Raw genomic sequence first — 19,235 nt, forward strand, 5'->3', positions numbered from 1 at the left:
CGCCTCGGCGGCGGCGCGGCTGTGTTTGAGGATGCGGTTGCCGATGAAACCCGGGCAATTGCCCGCGCGGACAGGGATATTGCCGAGCTTTGCCGCCAGCGCAAAACCGGTGGCGAGGCTCTGATCCGAGGTGGCCGCCAGCGGCACGATTTCCAGCAGCTTCATCACCTGGGCCGGGCTGAAGAAATGCAATGCAATGAACCGTTCCGGGTGCGGAAGACCCGCCACGATCTCTTCGGGGTCGAGATAGGAGGTATTGGTCGCAAGCAGGGTTGCTTCGCTGCAGATCCGGGTGAGATCAGCAAAGACCTGCCGCTTGATGGCAAGGTCTTCGAAGACCGCCTCGATCACGAGGTTGCAGCCGGCCATCTCTGCCAGCCCGACCGTGCCACTGAGCCGGGCGCGGCGGGCGGCGGCTTCGGCCTCGTCATGGAGGCCGCGTTTCACCTGGGCGGCGAGAATCGCGTTGATTCGCGCCAGGCCGGCGTCAAGCGCCGGGCCGCTGGTCTCGGCAAGGGTCACCCTCAGCCCGGCATTCAGCAGTGCTGAGGCGATACCGCTGCCCATGGTGCCGCCGCCGATGACGCCGACAGGGTCAAAGGGTCGGGGGGTGATCCCGCGCAGCGCGCTCGGGCGCGGCGCGGCGCGTTCGGCGAAAAAGAGCCCGCGCAGCGCGGCAGCTTCCTCCGATTGGCGCAGGCGCAGGAAGGTCTCGCGCTCAAGACGCATTCCGGCCGCGAAACCGGCGGTGACGCCCTCGCGGATCACGGCCAGGGCGGCGAGGGGTGCGGGATTGCCGCGCGCGGCTTTGGTGATGGACCTGGCGGCGTTGTCCCAGAATTCCGTTCCGGGATCGGGCAGCGGGAGCATTGCCGCCGGGGCAGGCAGTGGACCGGTCAGGGAGCGGGCGAAATCCAGCGCCTCCGCCATCGGCACGGGTGCGGCAAGACCGATGCGCCGCGCGTCAGGCGCGGTGATTTCCCGGCCGCCGGTGACAACTCCGATGGCGGCTTCGATGCCGATGCGGCGCGGCAGTCTCTGGGTGCCGCCCGCGCCGGGAATGATGCCGAGCCGGGTCTCCGGCAGGGCGAGGCAGGCGGTATCGGCAAAGAGACGGTAGTGGCAGCCGAGCGCCAGCTCTGCCCCGCCGCCAAGTGCTGCGCCATTCAGCGCCGCGATCCAGGGCTTGCGAGAGGATTCGATGGCGGCGATGACATCGGGGAGATGCGGTGCCTCGGGCGGGCGGTCAAATTCGGTGATATCCGCACCGCCGACAAAGACCTTGCCCTGACCGGTCAGAACCACGGCGCGAATGCTGTCGTCATTCTCCAGCGCGGCGACAAGATCGGCAAGCTCGCGGCGCAGAGCCAGGCCAAGCGCATTGACCGGCGGATTGGCGATGGTTAGCAGCGCAACGCCATTGTGGTCTTCGCGCAGGATGAGGGGGGTGGTCATCGGCTCAGGCCCTTTCGATGATCAGCGCAATGCCCTGCCCGACGCCGATGCACATGGTGCAAAGCGCGTAACGGCCCTGACGGCGTTCCAGTTCAGCCAGCGCGTCCAGCACCAGCCGCGCGCCAGAGGCCCCCAGCGGGTGGCCGACCGCAATTGCGCCGCCACCCGGGTTCACATGGTCCGCATCATCAGCAAGGCCCAGCCCGCGCAGCACGGCAAGGGATTGCGCGGCAAAGGCTTCATTCAGCTCGATCACATCCATATTGGCCAGCGCGAGCCCGGTTCGCGCCAGCAGACGCTGCACCGCCGGCACCGGACCATAGCCCATCACGCGCGGCGCAACTCCGGCAGAGGTCATGGCGATCACCCGCGCGCGGGGCGTCAGCCCATGATCGCGCAGCGCCTGGTCCGAAGCCAGCAAGAGCGCCGCCGCCCCGTCATTCACCCCGGAGGCATTGCCGGCGGTCACGCTGTTTCCCGCTCCGTTCACCGGCTTCAGCCCGGCCAGCTGCGCCAGGGTGGTGGCGGGGCGGGGATGTTCGTCCTGGTCAAAGACCATGGGATCGCCGCGCTTTTGCGGCAGGCTGACCGGGGTGATTGCGGCGGTAAAGCGGCCTGCGGCCTGCGCCGCGGCCCATCTTTCCTGGCTGCGATGGGCGAATGCGTCCTGGTCCTCGCGCGAGATGCCATATTCGGCGGCGACGTTGTCAGCGGTCTGCGGCATGGAATCGATGCCGTAAGCCGCCTCCATCGCCGGATTGGGGAAGCGCCAGCCGATGGTCGTGTCGAAGATCTCTGCCCGGCGCTGAAAGGCGGATTCGGCCTTTGCCATCACAAAGGGCGAGCGGGTCATATGTTCAACCCCGCCTGCAATCATCAGGTCGGTCTCGTCACAGCGCAGCGCGCGGGCGGCCTGGCCGATGGCCTCCAGCCCCGAGCCGCAAAGCCGGTTCACCGTGACCCCGGGAACCGTCACAGGCAGCCCGGCGAGCAGCAGCGCCATGCGGGCGACATTGCGGTTATCCTCGCCGGCCTGGTTGACGCAGCCGAGGATCACATCCTCGATCCGGGCCGGATCAAGGTCCGGAAGACGCCGCATCAGGGCCGCCAGCGGCAGGGCCGCGAGATCATCGGCGCGCAGCGTCGCCAAAGCGCCGCCAAAGCGGCCAAAGGGGGTGCGAAGACCATCCACAATCCAGGCGCTGTTCATAAAATCTCCATCCGTGCCGGCTGATGCAGGCGGTTTTCTGCACGCCCCGCGCCACCGGGGAAGCGAGGGAAATCGGCGGCAAGGCATATGCAGACAGCAAAACCCCCGAGGTCAGAATAAGCACGGCAATCGGGCGTCCGCAACATTTCTGATTGATCGGGCAATCAGAAATGTTGACTTGTCCGCCCCGATTCCCCACAACTTGCGACTGAGGCCGCGCCGGGGCACCGGTGCCGGACCGCAAATCGGAACAATGGGGAGGCAGGCCATGGCGGCACAGAGATCCGGGTCAGTGAGCGATGCAATGCGTGACCATATCCTTCTGCCGGCGCAGGAAATGGCGAAACTCGGCAAGGCGGCGCAGCCGGTCCTGACCCATGCCGAGGGTATCTATGTCTATGCCGAAGACGGTCGTCGCCTGATAGACGGACCGGCAGGCATGTGGTGCGCACAGGTGGGTTATGGAAGGCGCGAAATCGTTGATGCGATGGCGCATCAGGCGATGGTGCTGCCCTATGCCTCGCCCTGGTATATGGCAACCAGCCCGGCGGCGCGGCTGGCGGAAAAGATCGCCTCACTGACGCCGGGCGATCTGAACCGGGTCTTCTTCACCACCGGCGGATCGACGGCCGTGGACAGCGCATTGCGCTTTTCCGAATTCTACAACAACGTGCTGGGCCGGCCGGAAAAGAAGCGCATCATCGTGCGCTATGATGGCTACCACGGCTCGACCGCCCTGACGGCGGCCTGCACGGGCCGCACCGGCAACTGGCCGAATTTCGATATTCAGCAGGACCGGATCTCTTTCCTCTCGAGCCCCAATCCGCGCCATGCCGGCAATCGCAGCCAGGAGGCTTTCCTCGATGACCTGGTGCAGGAATTCGAGGACCGGATCGCAAGCCTCGGGGCTGATACGATTGCGGCCTTCCTGGCAGAACCGATCCTCGCCTCGGGCGGCGTGATCATCCCGCCTGCGGGCTATCATGCCCGGTTCAGAGAGATCTGCGCCCGCCATGACATCCTCTATATTTCGGATGAGGTGGTCACGGGGTTCGGACGTTGCGGTGAGTGGTTCGCCTCTGAAAAGGTCTTCGGCGTGGTGCCGGATATCATCACCTTCGCGAAGGGTGTCACCTCGGGCTATGTGCCACTGGGCGGGCTTGCGATTTCCGAAGCCGTCCTTGAGCGGATCTCGGGCGAGAATGCAAAGGGCAGCTGGTTCACGAACGGCTATACCTACAGCAATCAGCCCGTCGCCTGTGCCGCCGCCCTCGCCAATATAGAGCTGATGGAGCGCGAGGGCATTGTCGATCATGCCCGCGAAATGGCCGATTACTTTGCCGAAGCGCTCGCCTCGCTGCGTGATCTGCCGGGCGTGGCAGAGACACGGGCGGTCGGGCTGGTCGGCTGCGTGCAATGCCTGCTCGACCCGACCCGTGCCGATGGCAATGCCGAAGACAAGGCCTTCACACTGAAGATCGACGAGCGCTGCTTCGAGCTTGGTCTGATCGTGCGGCCGCTGGGGGATCTTTGCGTGATCTCGCCGCCGCTGATCATCACCCGCGACCAGATCGACGAGATGGTCGCCATCCTTGCGCGCGCGATCCGTGAAATCGGCGCGGCGCATGGGCTGAGCGCAAAAGAACCGGCCGCCGTCTGAGACGCCCGGAAACTACAGAAACCGACAGGACGAGATATGTTGCACGAAATTGACTGGCACGCCCGCGCCAAAGCCGTGGCCCTTCCGAACCGTCCCTTCATCGACGGCAAATATGTGGACAGCCTTTCGGGCGAAAGCTTTGCCTGCATCTATCCAGGCGATGGTCGCCTGCTGACCCAGGTGGCATCCTGCAACGAAGCGGATGTCGATGTGGCGGTGCGTTCGGCGCGCCGGGCCTTCGACTCGGGCGTCTGGTCGCGCATGGCCCCGGCGGATCGTCGCCGCATCCTTTTGCTCTTCTCGGAGCTGATCCTCGCGAACCGCGAAGAGCTGGCGTTGCTGGAAACGCTGAATGTCGGCAAGCCGATTGCCAATGCCTATAATGGCGACACGGTCAGCGCCGCTGCCTGTATCGCCTGGTATGCCGAGGCCATCGACAAGGTTTACGGCGAGGTCGCAGCGACCGCCCATGACATGACGACCCTCGTAGTGCGTGAGCCCCTCGGCATTGTCGCGGCCGTGGTGCCCTGGAATTACCCGATGTCGATGGCGGCCTGGAAACTGGGTCCGGCGCTGGCGACCGGCAATTCGGTGATCCTGAAACCGGCGGAGCAATCTCCCTTTACTGCGCTGAAATTCGGGGAACTCGCCATTGAGGCGGGCATCCCTCCGGGTGTGCTGAACGTGGTGCCGGGCCTCGGCCATATCGCGGGCAAGGCTTTGGGCCTGCATATGGATGTCGATTGCGTGGGCTTCACCGGCTCGACCGAGGTCGGCAAGTATTTCATGCAATATTCCGGCCAGTCGAACATCAAACGGATCGGGCTGGAGCTGGGCGGAAAATCGCCCCAGGTCGTGCTGGCCGATTGCGAGGATCTGGACGCAGCGGCGACCGGGATCGCGGCGGGGATATTTGCCAATACCGGCCAGGTCTGCAATGCCGGCTCCCGGCTGATCGTCGATGAGAAGATCCGCGATGAGCTGCTGGAAAAGATCGCCGCCCAGGCGAAGGTTTTCGCCCCCGGCGACCCGCTGAGCACCACGACCCGGATGGGCTCGATGGTCAGCGAGGAACAGATGGACCGGGTGCTTGGCTATATCGATGCGGGCCGCGCCGATGGGGCCAATGCGCTGATCGGCGGCAATCGGGTCAAGACGGAGACCGGCGGCTTCTTCATCGAACCGACGATCTTCGAAGGCGTGCGCAATGACATGAAGATCGCACAGGAAGAGATCTTCGGGCCGGTGCTTTCGGCGATCACCGTCAAAGGCTTTGACGAGGCGATGGCCGTCGCGAATGACACGATCTACGGGCTGGCAGGCGCGGTCTGGACCGGCTCCGTCAGGAACGCCCATCGCGCGGCCAAAGCGCTGCGCGCCGGTGTCGTCTGGGTCAATTGCTTTGACCGTGGCTCGATGGCGGTGCCCTTTGGCGGGTTCAAACAATCCGGCTTTGGCCGCGACAAGTCGTTCCATGCGATGGACAAATATACCGACCTCAAGGCGGTCTGGTTCGCGCATTGAACCGGCCCTGCGCTGTGCCCGGGGGCTTTCCCGGGCGCAGCGCACTTCCTGTTTCCCCCAGACTGGAGCCCGCCCATGTGGAAGGACGAAGTCCTCGCCGAGGCCGTTATCCCCTATGAGGAACGCCGCCGCAGGATCGAGGCAGAGCCGCTGCCGGAAAATATCGGCGCGCTGATCGATGAGGCCGCCGCCGCTGCAGGTGATCAGCTGCTGTGGAATTTCTTCGAGACCGGCGAGACCATCACCTACTGCGAGATGCGCCGCCAGGTGAACGGGCTGGCGGCGGAGCTGGTGGCGCTAGGGATCACCAGAGGCAGTCATGTCGGTGTGATGCTGCCGAGTATCCCGGCCTTTCCGCTGACCTGGCTGGCGCTTGGCCGCATCGGGGCGGTGATGCTGCCGATCAACCCCGGCTATACGCCGCGCGAAATCGCGCATGTGATGAAAGTGGCCGAAGCGGAATGGGTCGTCACCCATGAGGCCACCCGCGCGGCGCTGGATCAGGCAGATGTGGAGGGTCTGATCCGCCTGCCCGCGAACCGGCTGATCGTGGTGGGCAAGGCAGAGGGCGGCGCGCATGACTGGGCCGCACTTGCCGCGAACCCGCGCGATGATTTCACGCCGCCCGAACCGGTCGGACATGGGGATATGCTGAATATCCAGTTCACCTCGGGCACGTCGGGCTTTCCGAAGGGCTGTATGCTCAGCCAGCGCTACTGGATCTCGGCGGGCAAGGTGAATGCGTTTCGCGACGGGCGGCGCTATCGGCGCATCCTGGCCTCAACGCCGTTTTTCTACATGGATCCGCAATGGCTCTTGCTGATGACGCTCTATCAGCGCGGTACGCTTTTTGTGGCGGCAAAGCAATCCACCAGCCGGTTCTCGGCCTGGCTGCAAGAGCATGAGATCGAATTCTGCCTCTTGCCCTGGGTTCTGCATGGGATGGCACCGAAGGCCCATGACGCCGACAACCGCGTGATCCGCGCGAATATCTATGGCTGCCCGCGCGACCTGCATCAGGGGATCGAGACGCGCTTCGACCTGAACGCGCGTGAGGCTTTCGGCATGACCGAAATCGGCCCCGCGATGTTTGCGCCGATCGAGCGCGCCGATAAGGTCGGCTCCGGCTCTTGCGGGGTGCCCTGTCCGTTCCGCGAATGCCGGATCGTCGGCGAGGACGGGAAGCCAGTCACCCCGGGCGAGACCGGCGAATTGCAGATCCGCGGCCCGGGCATTATGCTTGGCTATTACAACAACCCCGAAGCCACCGCCGAAGTCCTGCGGGATGGCTGGTTCTCTTCGGGCGATCTCTTCCGCCAGGATGCGGATGGGTTTTTCTATATCGTCGGTCGCAAGAAGGACATGATCCGCCGCTCGGCCGAGAATATCGCCGCGCGCGAGGTGGAGACGGTGCTGACCGCCGCGCCCGGTGTGGCCGAGGTTGCGGTGGTCGGCGTTCCCGATGCGCTGCGCGGCGAAGAGGTCAAGGCCTGTATCCGGCTGAAAGAGGGGGTCAGCCAAAGCGCCGCGATCCTCGAGGGGATCATCACCACTGCGCAATCCGGTCTCGCCCCGTTCAAGGTGCCGCGGTTCTACGTCTTTGTCGAAGACTTCCCCCGCACCGCTTCGCTGAAGATCGCCAAGCCGCAAATCATCGCCGGTGTCAAAGACCTGCGCGCCGGAAGCTATGACCGGACAACCGGGTCCTGGATCGAAGGGGTGCCGGTATGAAACCTCACTATGATGCGGTTATCGTCGGGGGCGGCCACAACGGGTTGACCTGCGGTGCCTATCTTTCGCGGGCGGGCGTCAAGGTGCTGGTGGTCGAGCGCCGCGAGATCATCGGCGGCGCGGCGGTCACGGGCGAGATCGCGCCGGGGTATCGCAGCTCTATGGCATCCTATTACCAAGGCCTGCTGCAGCCAAAGGTCATCCTGGACCTGGAGCTACAGAAATACGGTTTCGAGGTGATCCCCGCCGCCCCCACGGTCTTCGCGCTGGAGGGCGGGCGCACCTTCACCATGTGGGACGACCCCGACCGTTTCGCCGCCGAGATCGCGAAATTCTCGAATATCGACGGAGAGGCCTATGCGAAATACCGCGCGCATATGCTGAAAATCGCGCCCCATATGAAGCGGCTCTTGTGGGAGGTGCCGGTCAATCCCTCCAGCGGCAGGCTCCGCGATCTGAAAAGGCTCGCGGGGTTTGTCTGGCGTTTCCGCAAGATCGGGCCGCAGTTCTACGACATCTACAATCTCCTGACGATGAGCGCCTATGATTACCTCTCGCGCTGGTTCTCGTCAGATGATGTGAAGCTGGTCTTAGGCTTTTTTGCAGGTGGCGGCGGCGCCAATTCCAGCCTGAAAACGCCGGGTTCGGCCTATATGCTGGCGCGTGGCCTCGTGCGCGACGGGTCAACCGCCGCCGGGCCGGGGGGCTTTATGAAGGGGGGCATGGGGTCGATTTCCGACTCGATCCGTCGTTCGGGCGAGGCATATGGGATGGAGGTCCGTACCTCCTGCCCGGTGGAAAAGATCCTCACTGACAAGGGGAGGGCGGTGGGCGTGCGGCTTGAGGGCGGCGAAGAGATCCGTTCGAAGATCGTCATCGCCAATGCGACGGCGCGGACGATCTTTACACGACTGCTGGACACGGTGACCCTGCCCGAAGAGTTCAATCGCGACATCCGCAATATCCGCTGCGAAAGCACGGTGTTCCGGGTGAACCTCGCGCTGTCCTCGCTGCCTGAGGCGCCGGTTTTCGGCCAGACCAGCCCGGATGGCGGCGCGGTGCCACAAATAGACCATCGCGCCGAATGTCGCCTATATGGAACGTGCCTGGCATCAGGCCCAGGGCGGCGATATGGCGGAGGAGCCTTTCATGGTCGTCAAAGTCCCCTCGATGGTGGATCCGACACTGGCGCCCGAAGGCCATCACATCATGAATATCTTCGGCGGCCACGCGCCCTATAGCCTTGCGAAAGGCGACTGGGACTCGCGGCGCGAAGAGCTTTGGGAAAAGGTGCTGGCGGTTCTGAAGACCCAGTTCCCCGATATCGAGGCAAAGATTCTCCACCGACAGGTCCTGACGCCGCTCGATCTGGAACGGATCTTTGATCTGCCGAACGGCCATGTCCATCATGGCGAGATCAGCGCGGATCAGATGTTCTTCCGTCGCCACTCGCCGCAGTTTGCCGATTACCGCAGCCCGGTGGAATTTCTTTACCAGGCCTCTGCCTCGGTGCATCCGGGCGGCGGCGTGACCGGTGTGCCGGGCCACAATGCCGCGAAAGTCATCCTTGAAGACCGCCGGAAATGGAGCTGAGCCGATGCTGATCGATTTCTCGTCCCGCCCGCCGCATCCCGGTTTCACGCCGCCTGCGCCGCATCTGCAGAACTACCGCCGGGTCTATCTGGCCAGCGAAAGCCGCTCGGCGGCGTCAGGGGCGGGGCAGGGGCTCGACAGCTGGCTTGCGGCCTATGAGGCGCTTGGGGCCCGGCATGTGGTGCTGAAGGCGCGCGATCTGACCACCACCTTCGGGTTCAAAATCCCGAATGAGACGGTGGCGGATTTCATCCGCACCCATGGGCCGCGCTTTATCGGCTTTGCCGGGGTCGACCCCTGGCAGGCCGGCACCGTGGCGGAATTCGATCATGCGATCTGCAATCTGGGCCTCAGTGGCCTTAATCTGCAGTGTTTCGAGCTGAAGCTGCGCCCCGATGATGAGCGGCTCTTCCCGTTTTACGAAAAGGCGATAGAGCTGAACGTGCCGGTGAATATCCATTGCGGCATCAATTTCTCGACCCATACACCCATGGCGATCGGCCGGCCAGAATATATCGACAATGTCATGGTGCGCTATCCGGAGCTGCGCGCGGTGGCCTCGCCCCCCGGATGGCCCTGGGTGCAGGAGCTGATTGGCGTGGCCTGGCGGCATCCGAACCTCTTTATCGGGGTGCTGGCGGTGCGTCCGAAACTGCTGGCCAAGGCGCATTCCGGCTATGAGGCTCTCCTGCAATATGGCCGCACCATCCTGAAGGAAAAGATCATTTTCGGCTCGGCCTTTCCGATGATGCCTGTGGAGACGGCGCTGGCGGAGCTGGAGGCCCTGGGCCTTGAAGAGCCCGTCCGCCAGCTCTGGCTGCATGACAATGCCGCGCGTCTGCTGAACCTGCCTGCCCGCTTGACTTGACCCTGCGGCGCTGACCTTTATTGCCGGCGCAATTGTCCCGTCCCCATTTATCCTGCCGCGAAGTGACCAGAGTTCCGATGACCGAGCAGAAACCCAAGATCCGGCGCAGCACCGCCGCCCCTGTCAAAACCCGCGATGACCAGGTGATCGACCGTCGCCGCTCACTTTTGAAAGCGGCGGTCAAGGTGATCTCGAAACGCGGGCTGACCGGCGTTACGATCAATTCCATGGCGGCCGAGGCGGAATGCTCTTACGGCGTGGTGGCCTTTCACTTTCAGTCAAAGGAAGGGATCATCTTCGCGGCGCTTGACTATACTGCGGCGGAATATGAGGCCTTCCTTGCGAAACTGAACGCCTCAGAGCGCAGCCCGGCCGAACGCATCCGCCATATGATCGACACCGATTTCAGCCGCAAGGCGGCGGGGCAGGATTCCATCGCGCTCTGGCTGGCCTTCTGGGCCGAGGCGGCGCGGGTGCCGAATTTCCGCAAACGCTGCGCGGCGCTCCGGGTGCATTACAATGAGGCGGTGACAGCGGATGTCACGGAGCTTGCAAGCCTGCGCGGGATCAGGGCCGATGCCGCACAGATTGCCGTGACCCTTAATGCGATGATTTCCGGGCTCTGGGTCGAGAACCTTTTGCTGCCGATCACCATCGCCGAGGGGCAAAAGCGTGGCCATGACGCCTGCCTTGCCTATATGCGTCTGATTTTCCCCGAGGATTTCTGACAGGCGCGGGGATCAACCCCGCGCTGCCTCAAAGCCTTTCAGCACATTGACCGCATTCACGCCGATGGCCTCAATCGCGTAGCCGCCTTCCATCACGAAAAGCACCGGCACCCCGAGCGCGGCGATCTTCGCGCCGATCTGCGGGTAATCCGTGCTTTGCAGAAGGAAGTGCGAGATCGGGTCATCCTGGAAGGTATCCACCCCAAGCGAAACCACCAGCCGGTCGGGCGCAAAGCTGCGGATCCGGTCAAGCCCCTGATCCAGCGCCGCCGACCAGGCCTGGAAATCGGACCCCCAGGGCAGCGGCAGATTGAGATTGGCCCCGAGGCCCGCACCTTCGCCGGTCTCATCCGCAAAGCCGATATAATAGGGGTATTCCTGCACTGGATCGCCATGGATCGAGACCGTCAGCACATCGCCACGGTCGTAGAAAATGTCCTGGGTGCCATTGCCGTGATGGTAGTCAATATCGAGCACCGCCACCCGTTCTGCGCCAAGATCGCGGAAATGCTGCGCGGCAATCGCGGCATTATTGAGGAAGCAATAGCCGCCGAAATAGTCGCGCCCGGCGTGATGGCCCGGCGGGCGGCAGAGCGCAAAGGCGGCGGGGTCGCCGGCCTCGATCAGCTGCACGCCGGTCAGCGCGGAATCGACGGCGGCGCGGGCGGCTTCCCAGGTCCCGGGCAGGATCGGGCTGCTCATATCGACGGCATAGCGGCCAAGCTCGGCCCCGGGCCGTACCGTCGGGATCATGCGCGAACGACGCGGCGGCCAGATATTGGGATAGGCCGGAATCGGGCCGACCTCGGCCTTCCAGGCCTCCCAGGCGGTTTCAAGGAAATGGACAAAATCCGCATCATGCGTCGCCAGCACCGGTGCAAGCCCGAAGCTTTCCGGGGCGATCACCGGGCCAAGGTTTGCGCGTTTCACCTCGGCCAGCACCAGTTCGGCGCGGCGCGGGATCTCGAAGGCCTCGACCCATTTGCCGCGATAGAATTCGGTCTCGACGGATTGAAGGGCATGTTTGTCGGAAAAGATCGTTTTCATCATCGGCCTCAGAAGGGAAGAGAGGGGCGGGTGGCGGCAGAGCCATACCAGCCGCCCATTGCGGTTTCGTAGGCGAGGCCGGCGGTAAAGACCGACTGGTCCTCATAGGTCCGGCCAACCAGCTGGATGCCGGTCGGCACCCCGTTCGGCGCATGGCCCGAGGGCACCGAGAGTACCGGGCAGCGGCTGAGCATGTTGAAAGGCCAGGCCATCGTCCAGCCCAGATAGGAGTCGACCTCTTTGCCATTGATCACCAGCGGGTCGGCGAAATCGAACTCTGCCGGCACTGCGGGCAGCGCGAGGGTCGGGCAGAGGAAGAGGTCATAGCCCTCCATCATCGGGCCGAATTGCGACCAGATCCGGCCTTCGACATCGAGGCTGGTGAGATAATCGCGGGTGGTGGTGGCAAGCGCCTCGCGCGCGAAACGGCGGGCATAGGTGGTCAGCTGGTCTTCGCGCGCGTCGAGATATTCGGCCAGCCAGGCACCGAAGAGCGTTTTATGATGGGTGGCGGCGGCGTGATAGACCTCCCAGGACCAGGGCAGCGCGACCTCGGTAACCTCCGCACCAAGGCTGCGGAAGACCTCCAGCGCCGAAAGCGTATTGCTCCGCACCGCCGGGTCGATCTCCATAAAGCCGAAATCCAGCGAATAAGCGATCTTCCAGCCCCTGATGCCGGAGCGGTCGGCGCGCAGCTCCAGCTTTGGTTTCAGCGAGGCGATGTCTTCGGGATGCGGCCCGGAGAGCACATTCTGCATCAGCAGGCAGTCCTCGACCGTGCGCGCCATCGGTCCGGGATGGTTGTAGTGGTCCAGATTGAAGGGCGGCGTCGAAGGCACGCGGCCATAGGGCGGCTTGAAGCCCACAACCCCGCAGGCCGAGGCCGGTATCCGGATCGAGCCGCCGATATCAGAGCCGGTCGCAAGCGGCGTCAGACCGGCAGCCAGGGCCGCCCCCGCCCCCCCCGAGGAGCCGCCCGGCGTGTAATCCGCGTTCCATGGGTTCCGCGTCACGCCCCATTGCTTTGAATGGCAAAACGGCGCGCAGGAGAATTCCGGCGTTGTCGTGCGGGCATGGATCAGCGCGCCCGCATCGATCAGCCGCTGCACCACCGGCGCGCTTTTCCCGGCCACATGATCCGCATAGAGCAGCGAGCCATAGGTCGTGACCTTTCCGGCCATCATATTCTCATCCTTCAGGACAGTCGGAATGCCGTCAAGGATGCCCGTATTCTGAGCAGAGGACATATAGCGGGCCTCGGATTTCCGGGCCTCGTCCAGCGCTTCGTCGCCATAGGTGAAACAGATCGCATTCAAGCTGGCGGCGCTGTCCGGGATCCGTGCCAGCAGATCGCTAACAACCTCAACCGGCGAAATTTTCCGGTCGCGATAGAGGCGGAGCAGATCCGTTGCGCTGAGCCAGGAAAGGGGGGTGTCACTCATGCGGAATCCGCCTTAAATGAGGATGGGGCGGGATGGATTTAGGTCACTGTTCGATTGATTGGTCAATCAGTTTGTTGACAGGTTTCGATTTCTGGCTATCGTCGGTTCCACAAGATCTCCGGTGAGGCAGAAAGCTGCATAAGACAGCGGCGAACCGGCGGGAATTCCAACGATAACCGATCCTGACAGGGTAAACACATGAACGAATCGCACTATCCCACAGGCCCATTCGGCGGGCAGACACAGCTTCATATCGGTGGGTTCACCCCGTCGCGGCGGGGATTTATCGGCGGTGCCGCGATGATGGCGGGCGCCGTCTTCCTGCCGGCCTCGCTTCGGGCCGAGGAGGGGCCGAAGCAGGGCGGCCGGCTGCGCTATGGTGTCCATGACGGCTCGCAACAGGATTCGCTGGAACCGGGCAGCTGGACCACGGTGATGTGCGGCGCGGCTTTCAACGGCGCTTTGTGCAACAACCTGGTCGAGATCCTGCCCGATGGCAGCCTTGCCGGTGATCTGGCGGAAAGCTGGGCGGCCGATGAGGGCGCCACCCGCTGGACCTTCACCCTGCGCAAGGGGGTGAAATTTCACGATGGTCGCCCCTTTACCCCGGAAGATGCGCGCCAGTCGCTTTTGCATCACATGGGCGAGGGCAGCACTTCGGGCGCGCTGGCCATTGTCAGCCAGATCACCGACATCGCTGTCGAAGGCGAGGACCGGCTGATCGTTACGCTCGGCCAGGGCAATGCCGAATTCCCCGCGCTGATGTCGGATTTCCACCTGTCGGTCTTCCCGGCCAAAGAGGGCGGCGGCATCGACTGGGAAAGCGGCATCGGCACCGGCGCTTTCCGGCTGGACAGTTTCGAGCCGGGCGTCGCGGTCAGCATGGTCCGCAACCCCGATTATCACAAACCGGGCCTGCCGCATTTCGATGCGGTGGAGTTCATCGTGATCCCCGACCGCTCGGCCCGGCTGAATGCGCTCCTGACCGGCGAGGTCGACGTGATCGAGGATGTGGACATCCGCAATGTCGGTCTTATCGAACGCAACCCGGAGCTGAAGGTCCACCGCACCCCCAGCCTGCGGCATCTGACCTTCGACATGAACTGCTCGGTCGCGCCGTTCGACAATCCGGCGGTGCGCAAGGCGCTGAAACTGGCCATCGACCGCGAGGACATCATCGCCAAGGTCTTTCTCGGCGAGGGCGAGGCGGGCAACGACAATCCGGTGGCGCCGATCATGCCGCTCTGGGCGGAAACGCCGCCTGCGCACCGCTACGATCCCGACGCCGCCCGCGCGCTGCTGGCCGAGGCCGGGGTCGAGGGGCTGACGGTCGATCTTTCCACCGCCGAATCCGCCTTCCCCGGCGCGATCGAGGCTGCCGTCCTGTTCCGCGAACATGCGGCGAAGGCGGGGATCACCGTCAACGTGATCCAGGAGGCGGACGACGGCTACTGGGACAATGTATGGCTGGTCAAACCGTTCAACGCCTCGGACTGGTATGGCAGGGTGACGCTCGACTTGCTGTTCGCCACCTCCTACACCTCGGATTCGCCCTGGAACAACACGGGCTTCCGCAACGCCCGGTTCGACGAATTGCACGCAGCGGCCCGCACCGAGGTCGACGAGGCGACGCGCGCCGCGCAATATGCCGAGATGCAGCAGATCCTGCATGACGAGGGCGGGGTAATCACGGTAGCCTTCGTCAGCTGGCGGCTTGCCATGACGCAGAACATCGGCCACGGCGAGACCGGCGGTATCCTTCCCGCCGACAATCACCGCTGCGCCGAACGCTGGTGGCGCAACGACGTCTGACACCCGGGGGCGCGCGGCACGGCTGCGTCCCCTCCCAATTCCCCCGACCGGAGACAGCCGAGAATGAACAGAACTTCCCATCCGATATTGTCCATGGTGGTCAGTCGGGTCGGTTTGGGGCTTCTCAGCCTTCTTATCGTGTCTCTGGTGATCTTTTTCTCGGTCAGCCTGCTGCCGGGCAGCTATGCCTCGGCCATTCTCGGGCAGAATGCCACGCCCGAGGCAGTGGCCGCGATGACGGAAAAACTTGGCCTCAATGAACCTGCGATCTGGCGCTATCTGGCCTGGCTCGGGGCGGCGGCGACCGGAGATCTTGGCCAGTCCTTTGCCGGACGTCCGGTGATGATGGTGCTGGGGCCGCGGCTGCTGAACACGATCACCCTCGCGGCGGTGACCGCCGTGATCGCAGTGCCGCTGGCCATCATGCTTGGCGTGATCTGCGCAAGGTTCCGGGGGCGGTTCATCGACCGCTTCCTCTCGACCTCGACGCTTGCCTCGATCTCGCTGCCGGAGTTTTTCGTTGCCTATATCGTGATGATGGTTTTCGCGGTGAAACTGCAATGGTTCCCCTCTATGGCGGGGATCCGGAGCAGCATGGATTTCGGGGAACAGCTTTACCGCATGGTGCTGCCGATCCTGACGCTGCTGTTGGTGATCCTGGCGCATATGGTCCGCAATACGCGGGCGGCGATCCTCTCGGTTATGGCCAGCCCCTATGTCGAAATGGCCCGGCTGAAGGGCGAATCCGAAGGCCGCGTGGTCATGCGCCAGGCGCTGCCGAACGCCATTGGCCCGATTGCCAGCGTGGTGGCGCTGAACCTTGCCTACCTGATTTCCGGCGTTGTGGTGATCGAGGTGGTCTTTGTCTACCCCGGCGTGGGTCAGGCGATGATCGACGCCGTTCGCAACCGGGATGTGCCGGTGATCCAGGCCTGTGCCCTGATTTTCGCCACCGCCTATATCGGTTTCAACCTGATCGCCGACGTCATCTCGATCGTCAGCAATCCGCGCCTGCTGCATCCGCGCTGAGGAGGATATCATGAGCCAGACCATCGCCTCCGCCGCCGCGACACCCTCGCGTCTGACCCGCGCCCGCCGCCTGCTGGCGACCGCCCCATTCACTGCCCGGCTTGGCATGGTGGTGGTGACGATCTACGCTTTCGTCGCGATTTTCGCGCCCTGGATCGCACCCTATGGCGAGGTCGATGTGGTCTCGCGCATCCCCTTTGACAGCTGGAGCGCCGAACACCTGCTGGGCACCGATCAGCTGGGGCGCGATTTCCTGTCGCGCCTGATCTATGGCGCGCGCAATTCGATCTCTATCGCGCTGATCACCACGGTGATCTCTTTCACCATCGGCTGTCTGCTGGGCACATTTTCCGCGCTGATTGGAGGCTTTGTCGATCAGGTGATCTCGCGTTTTGTCGATGCGCTGATGTCGGTGCCGGATCTGATCTTCATCCTGATGATCCTGTCGATCTTCGGCAACTCGATCCCCAATCTGATCCTGATCATCGCCGTCCTGACCTCGACCCGTTTCTTCCGCATCTCGCGTGCGGCGGCGCTGAATGTGGCAAGCCTCGATTTCGTCGAGGCCGCCAAAGCGCGGGGCGAGAACCTCCTGTGGATCTCGGTCAATGAGGTCTTCCCCAATATCCTGCCGCTGATCCTCTCGGAGTTGGGGATGCGATTTTGTTTCATCTTCCTTTCGATTGCGGCGCTGTCCTTCCTCGGGGTCGGTATCCAGCCGCCACTGGCGGAATGGGGGTCGATGGTGCGCGACAATGCTGCGCTGATCAATATGGGGGATGTCACGCCTCTGATCCCGGCGGCCTCCATCGCGGTGCTGGCGATTGCGGTGAATTTTGTTGTCGACTGGCTGCTGAACCGGGCCAGCGGTCTGAATGAAGAGGGCTGAGCCATGACTGACGTTAAATCCGGTCCTGTCATCGAAATCCGCGACCTGCGGATCGAGGCGAAAGCAAATGACCAGTGGTCGCAGATCGTGCGCGGTGTCAGCCTGACCATCGGCAAGGGCGAGGTTCTGGGCCTCGTCGGGGAATCCGGGGCCGGGAAATCGACGATCGGGCTGGCCGCACTTGGCTATCTGCGGCCCGGTGCGCGGGCGACTGGCGGATCTGTGCGGCTGATGGGAACGGATCTGCTGACCATCCCCGAGGAAGAGCGCCGCCCCCTGCGCGGAACAAAGGTCGCCTATGTGGCACAAAGCGCTCAGGCCGCCTTTAACCCGGTGCATCGTCTGATGGATCAGATCACCATGGTCGCGGTGGACCGCGGCGGCCTGACCCGCGAGGAGGCTGCGAAGCGCGCCGTCGACCTCTTCACCGCGCTGCAATTGCCCGATCCGCAGAATTTTGGCGCGCGCTATCCGCATCAGGTCTCGGGCGGGCAGCTGCAGCGCGCCATGGTTGCCATGGCGATGATCTGCAACCCCGCGCTGATCGTCTTTGACGAGCCGACCACCGCGCTGGATGTCACCACCCAGGTCGAGGTGCTGATCTCGATCCGCAAGGTGATCGAGGAATTCGGCGTGGCCGCGATCTATATCACGCATGACCTGGCCGTGGTGGCCCAGATTGCCCATCGCGTCGCCGTGCTGCGCTATGGCGAAGTGGTCGAAGGAGCCCCGATTACTGCGATCATGGATCACCCGCAGCATCCCTATACGCAAAGCCTCTGGGCGGTGCATGAGATGCCGGTCACGCCGGCTGGCGGGCATGAGGCCCGGGGCAAACCGCTCCTCTCCGTCAGCGGGCTCGCGGCACGTTATGGCGAATTTGAGGTACTGAGCGATATCAACCTCGAGATTGGTCGCGGTGAAACGGTGGCGCTGGTCGGGGAATCCGGCTCGGGAAAATCGACGCTCGGGCGGGTGATCACCGGACTGAAGGCACCTTCAAAGGGCGAGGCCGTTTTCGAGGGCCAGCCGCTGCCAGAGAAGCTCCGCCACCGGCGGCTGGACCTGCTGCGCCGGATCCAGATCATCTATCAGTCGGCGGATACCGCGCTTAATCCTCGGCAGACCGTGCGCAATATCATCGGGCGTCCGCTGAGCCTTTATCAGGGGCTGCGCGGGGCCGCGCGCGAGGCGCGGCTGATCGAACTCCTGCGGCTGGTGGAGCTGAACGCCTCCCATGCCAGCCGCACGCCCGGCCAGCTGTCGGGCGGGCAGAAACAGCGCGTGGCGATTGCCCGCGCCCTGGCCGCAGGGCCAGAGCTGATCATCTGCGATGAGATCACCTCGGCGCTCGACAAGGTGGTGCAGGCCGAGGTTTTGCGCATGCTGATCGGGCTGCAGGAACGCCTGGGCATCTCTTACCTCTTCATCACCCATGACATCGAGGTGGTGCGGGCCATCGCCGACCGTGTCGTGGTGATGCAGCATGGCCGCATCGTCGAACAGGGGGTGAAAGAGGTGGTCTTCAGCCCGCCGCATGAACCTTATACCGACAGACTCCTGGCCTCGGTGCCGGATATGGCGGTGGGCTGGCTGGACCGGATTATCGCCGGGCGCGCCGCGTGAAGCCCTGCTGGGATGCGCGGCTCAGGGGCGCTCCGTGTCGGAGAAATCGCAATCCGACTTGCCTGGTGGCGGCCGGGAGGTTGTCGACAAATGGTACATTGACCAAATGATCATTTCCGTAAGCGGTGCGGGGTCCCCGTTCGCTTTCAGCTTGCGGCGCTCTTGAGGGACCATGGCATGAAGTCGTCAATGCGGGAGGCGGGGGTGTCCGTTGGTGATGGCTGCGAGGGTTTCGCGCAGGTAGGCATAGGGATCGACGGCGTTGAGCTTGCAGGTCTTGATGAGCGAGGCCATGCGTGCCCAGGTGCGGCCGCTTTGCCATGGCCCGCGAAGAGCGCATTCTTTCGATTCAGGGTGATCGGCCGGATCGTGTTTTCGACCGAGTTGGTGTCCATCTCGAGCCGGCCATCAGTCAGGAAGACCACCGCAGCATGAAGCGCGCAGCCGATGCGATGGGGGTAACGCCAGGGGCCGTCAGCCAGCAGATTCGTCTTCTGGGAGATCGCATCGGGCAGCCCTTGTTCACGCGCAGTCGTGAGGGTGTTGTGCTGACCGGGGCGGGGGCCGTCGTGCATCCTGCGCTGCTCTCAGCCTTCGATCAGATCACGCGCAGCATGGCAC

At 63.8% G+C, this 19,235-nt stretch carries 16 protein-coding genes and 1 pseudogene; 12 read left to right on the forward strand and 5 right to left on the reverse strand.

Translation table 11 applies throughout. From position 1 onward, the window contains the following. Together ACE3P6_RS21205 and pcaF are read right to left on the reverse strand one after the other, a co-directional pair. Window positions 1–1,455: 3-hydroxyacyl-CoA dehydrogenase NAD-binding domain-containing protein (locus ACE3P6_RS21205; protein WP_374398426.1), on the reverse strand; the 1,455-nt coding region annotated here is incomplete at its 3' end. Window positions 1,456–1,459: 4 nt separating this feature from the next. Next, complete coding sequence (gene pcaF / locus ACE3P6_RS21210) at window positions 1,460–2,665, reverse strand: 3-oxoadipyl-CoA thiolase (protein ID WP_374398428.1); 1,206 nt, start codon at window positions 2,663–2,665, stop codon at window positions 1,460–1,462. Between the two features lie 268 nt (window positions 2,666–2,933). On the opposite strand from pcaF, the gene ACE3P6_RS21215 reads away from it, so the two are divergent. The 7 genes from ACE3P6_RS21215 to ACE3P6_RS21245 all read left to right on the forward strand — a co-directional run bounded on the left by ACE3P6_RS21215 (window position 2,934) and on the right by ACE3P6_RS21245 (window position 10,769). Next, window positions 2,934–4,325 carry an aminotransferase gene (locus tag ACE3P6_RS21215; RefSeq protein WP_374398452.1) on the forward strand — a complete coding sequence of 464 codons (1,392 nt, stop codon included), beginning with the start codon at window positions 2,934–2,936 and terminating at the stop codon, window positions 4,323–4,325. A 36-nt stretch (window positions 4,326–4,361) separates the two neighbouring features. Beyond that, window positions 4,362–5,849 (forward strand): aldehyde dehydrogenase, encoded by a 1,488-nt coding sequence (locus ACE3P6_RS21220; RefSeq protein WP_374398430.1) that lies wholly within the window; start codon window positions 4,362–4,364, stop codon window positions 5,847–5,849. 75 nt (window positions 5,850–5,924) lie between these two features. Then, complete coding sequence (locus tag ACE3P6_RS21225) at window positions 5,925–7,580, forward strand: class I adenylate-forming enzyme family protein (protein ID WP_374398432.1); 1,656 nt, start codon at window positions 5,925–5,927, stop codon at window positions 7,578–7,580. After that, window positions 7,577–8,821, forward strand: coding sequence for a phytoene desaturase family protein (locus ACE3P6_RS21230; RefSeq protein WP_374398434.1), 1,245 nt, complete (start codon window positions 7,577–7,579; stop codon window positions 8,819–8,821). The genes ACE3P6_RS21225 and ACE3P6_RS21230 overlap by 4 nt, the downstream gene beginning before the upstream one ends. Further along, window positions 8,790–9,173: a hypothetical protein gene (locus tag ACE3P6_RS21235; protein ID WP_374398436.1), complete on the forward strand. Its 384-nt coding sequence runs from the start codon at window positions 8,790–8,792 to the stop codon at window positions 9,171–9,173. The genes ACE3P6_RS21230 and ACE3P6_RS21235 overlap by 32 nt, the downstream gene beginning before the upstream one ends. Then, window positions 9,148–10,041: an amidohydrolase family protein gene (locus ACE3P6_RS21240; RefSeq protein ID WP_374398438.1), complete on the forward strand. Its 894-nt coding sequence runs from the start codon at window positions 9,148–9,150 to the stop codon at window positions 10,039–10,041. The genes ACE3P6_RS21235 and ACE3P6_RS21240 overlap by 26 nt, the downstream gene beginning before the upstream one ends. 77 nt (window positions 10,042–10,118) lie before the next feature. Next, entirely contained in the window at window positions 10,119–10,769 is a 651-nt protein-coding gene (locus tag ACE3P6_RS21245; RefSeq protein ID WP_374398440.1) for a TetR family transcriptional regulator C-terminal domain-containing protein, read from the forward strand. Window positions 10,770–10,781: 12 nt separating this feature from the next. On the opposite strand, the gene ACE3P6_RS21250 is transcribed toward ACE3P6_RS21245, so the two are convergent. Both ACE3P6_RS21250 and ACE3P6_RS21255 read right to left on the reverse strand, forming a co-directional pair. Next, window positions 10,782–11,816, reverse strand: a complete 1,035-nt coding sequence (locus ACE3P6_RS21250) for a histone deacetylase family protein (RefSeq protein WP_374398454.1) — start codon at window positions 11,814–11,816, stop codon at window positions 10,782–10,784. Between the two features lie 8 nt (window positions 11,817–11,824). Further along, complete coding sequence (locus tag ACE3P6_RS21255; protein ID WP_374398442.1) at window positions 11,825–13,258, reverse strand: amidase; 1,434 nt, start codon at window positions 13,256–13,258, stop codon at window positions 11,825–11,827. A gap of 198 nt (window positions 13,259–13,456) precedes the next feature. Here ACE3P6_RS21255 and ACE3P6_RS21260 point away from each other — a divergent pair, with 198 nt between their 5' ends. The 4 genes from ACE3P6_RS21260 to ACE3P6_RS21275 all read left to right on the forward strand — a co-directional run bounded on the left by ACE3P6_RS21260 (window position 13,457) and on the right by ACE3P6_RS21275 (window position 18,614). Next, entirely contained in the window at window positions 13,457–15,070 is a 1,614-nt protein-coding gene (locus ACE3P6_RS21260; protein ID WP_374398444.1) for an ABC transporter substrate-binding protein, read from the forward strand. A gap of 63 nt (window positions 15,071–15,133) precedes the next feature. After that, window positions 15,134–16,099 carry an ABC transporter permease gene (locus ACE3P6_RS21265; RefSeq protein WP_374398446.1) on the forward strand — a complete coding sequence of 322 codons (966 nt, stop codon included), beginning with the start codon at window positions 15,134–15,136 and terminating at the stop codon, window positions 16,097–16,099. A gap of 10 nt (window positions 16,100–16,109) precedes the next feature. Then, window positions 16,110–16,988 carry an ABC transporter permease gene (locus ACE3P6_RS21270; RefSeq protein WP_374398448.1) on the forward strand — a complete coding sequence of 293 codons (879 nt, stop codon included), beginning with the start codon at window positions 16,110–16,112 and terminating at the stop codon, window positions 16,986–16,988. 3 nt (window positions 16,989–16,991) lie between these two features. Continuing rightward, complete coding sequence (locus ACE3P6_RS21275; protein ID WP_374398450.1) at window positions 16,992–18,614, forward strand: ABC transporter ATP-binding protein; 1,623 nt, start codon at window positions 16,992–16,994, stop codon at window positions 18,612–18,614. A gap of 146 nt (window positions 18,615–18,760) precedes the next feature. On the opposite strand, the pseudogene ACE3P6_RS21280 reads toward ACE3P6_RS21275, so the two are convergent. Beyond that, a pseudogene (locus ACE3P6_RS21280) lies at window positions 18,761–19,033 on the reverse strand (transposase domain-containing protein); the annotation flags it as partial. A 33-nt stretch (window positions 19,034–19,066) separates the two neighbouring features. Here ACE3P6_RS21280 and ACE3P6_RS21285 point away from each other — a divergent pair. Further along, on the forward strand, window positions 19,067–19,235 hold a 169-nt coding region (locus ACE3P6_RS21285), incomplete at its 3' end, for a LysR family transcriptional regulator (protein WP_374398456.1).

The organism is Tabrizicola sp. (assembly GCF_041911175.1).
In the GTDB taxonomy this organism is placed as follows: Bacteria; Pseudomonadota; Alphaproteobacteria; order Rhodobacterales; family Rhodobacteraceae; genus Tabrizicola.

Coding starts and splice junctions, on each gene's coding strand:
- ACE3P6_RS21260 (WP_374398444.1), top strand. CDS start 13,457: ATGAACGAATCGCACTATCCCACAGGCCCATTCGGCGGGCAGACACAG.
- ACE3P6_RS21215 (WP_374398452.1), top strand. CDS start 2,934: ATGGCGGCACAGAGATCCGGGTCAGTGAGCGATGCAATGCGTGACCAT.
- ACE3P6_RS21230 (WP_374398434.1), top strand. CDS start 7,577: ATGAAACCTCACTATGATGCGGTTATCGTCGGGGGCGGCCACAACGGG.
- ACE3P6_RS21225 (WP_374398432.1), top strand. CDS start 5,925: ATGTGGAAGGACGAAGTCCTCGCCGAGGCCGTTATCCCCTATGAGGAA.
- ACE3P6_RS21275 (WP_374398450.1), top strand. CDS start 16,992: ATGACTGACGTTAAATCCGGTCCTGTCATCGAAATCCGCGACCTGCGG.
- ACE3P6_RS21255 (WP_374398442.1), bottom strand. CDS start 13,258: ATGAGTGACACCCCCCTTTCCTGGCTCAGCGCAACGGATCTGCTCCGC.
- ACE3P6_RS21220 (WP_374398430.1), top strand. CDS start 4,362: ATGTTGCACGAAATTGACTGGCACGCCCGCGCCAAAGCCGTGGCCCTT.
- ACE3P6_RS21250 (WP_374398454.1), bottom strand. CDS start 11,816: ATGAAAACGATCTTTTCCGACAAACATGCCCTTCAATCCGTCGAGACC.
- ACE3P6_RS21265 (WP_374398446.1), top strand. CDS start 15,134: ATGAACAGAACTTCCCATCCGATATTGTCCATGGTGGTCAGTCGGGTC.
- ACE3P6_RS21270 (WP_374398448.1), top strand. CDS start 16,110: ATGAGCCAGACCATCGCCTCCGCCGCCGCGACACCCTCGCGTCTGACC.
- ACE3P6_RS21245 (WP_374398440.1), top strand. CDS start 10,119: ATGACCGAGCAGAAACCCAAGATCCGGCGCAGCACCGCCGCCCCTGTC.
- pcaF (WP_374398428.1), bottom strand. CDS start 2,665: ATGAACAGCGCCTGGATTGTGGATGGTCTTCGCACCCCCTTTGGCCGC.
- ACE3P6_RS21235 (WP_374398436.1), top strand. CDS start 8,790: ATGAATATCTTCGGCGGCCACGCGCCCTATAGCCTTGCGAAAGGCGAC.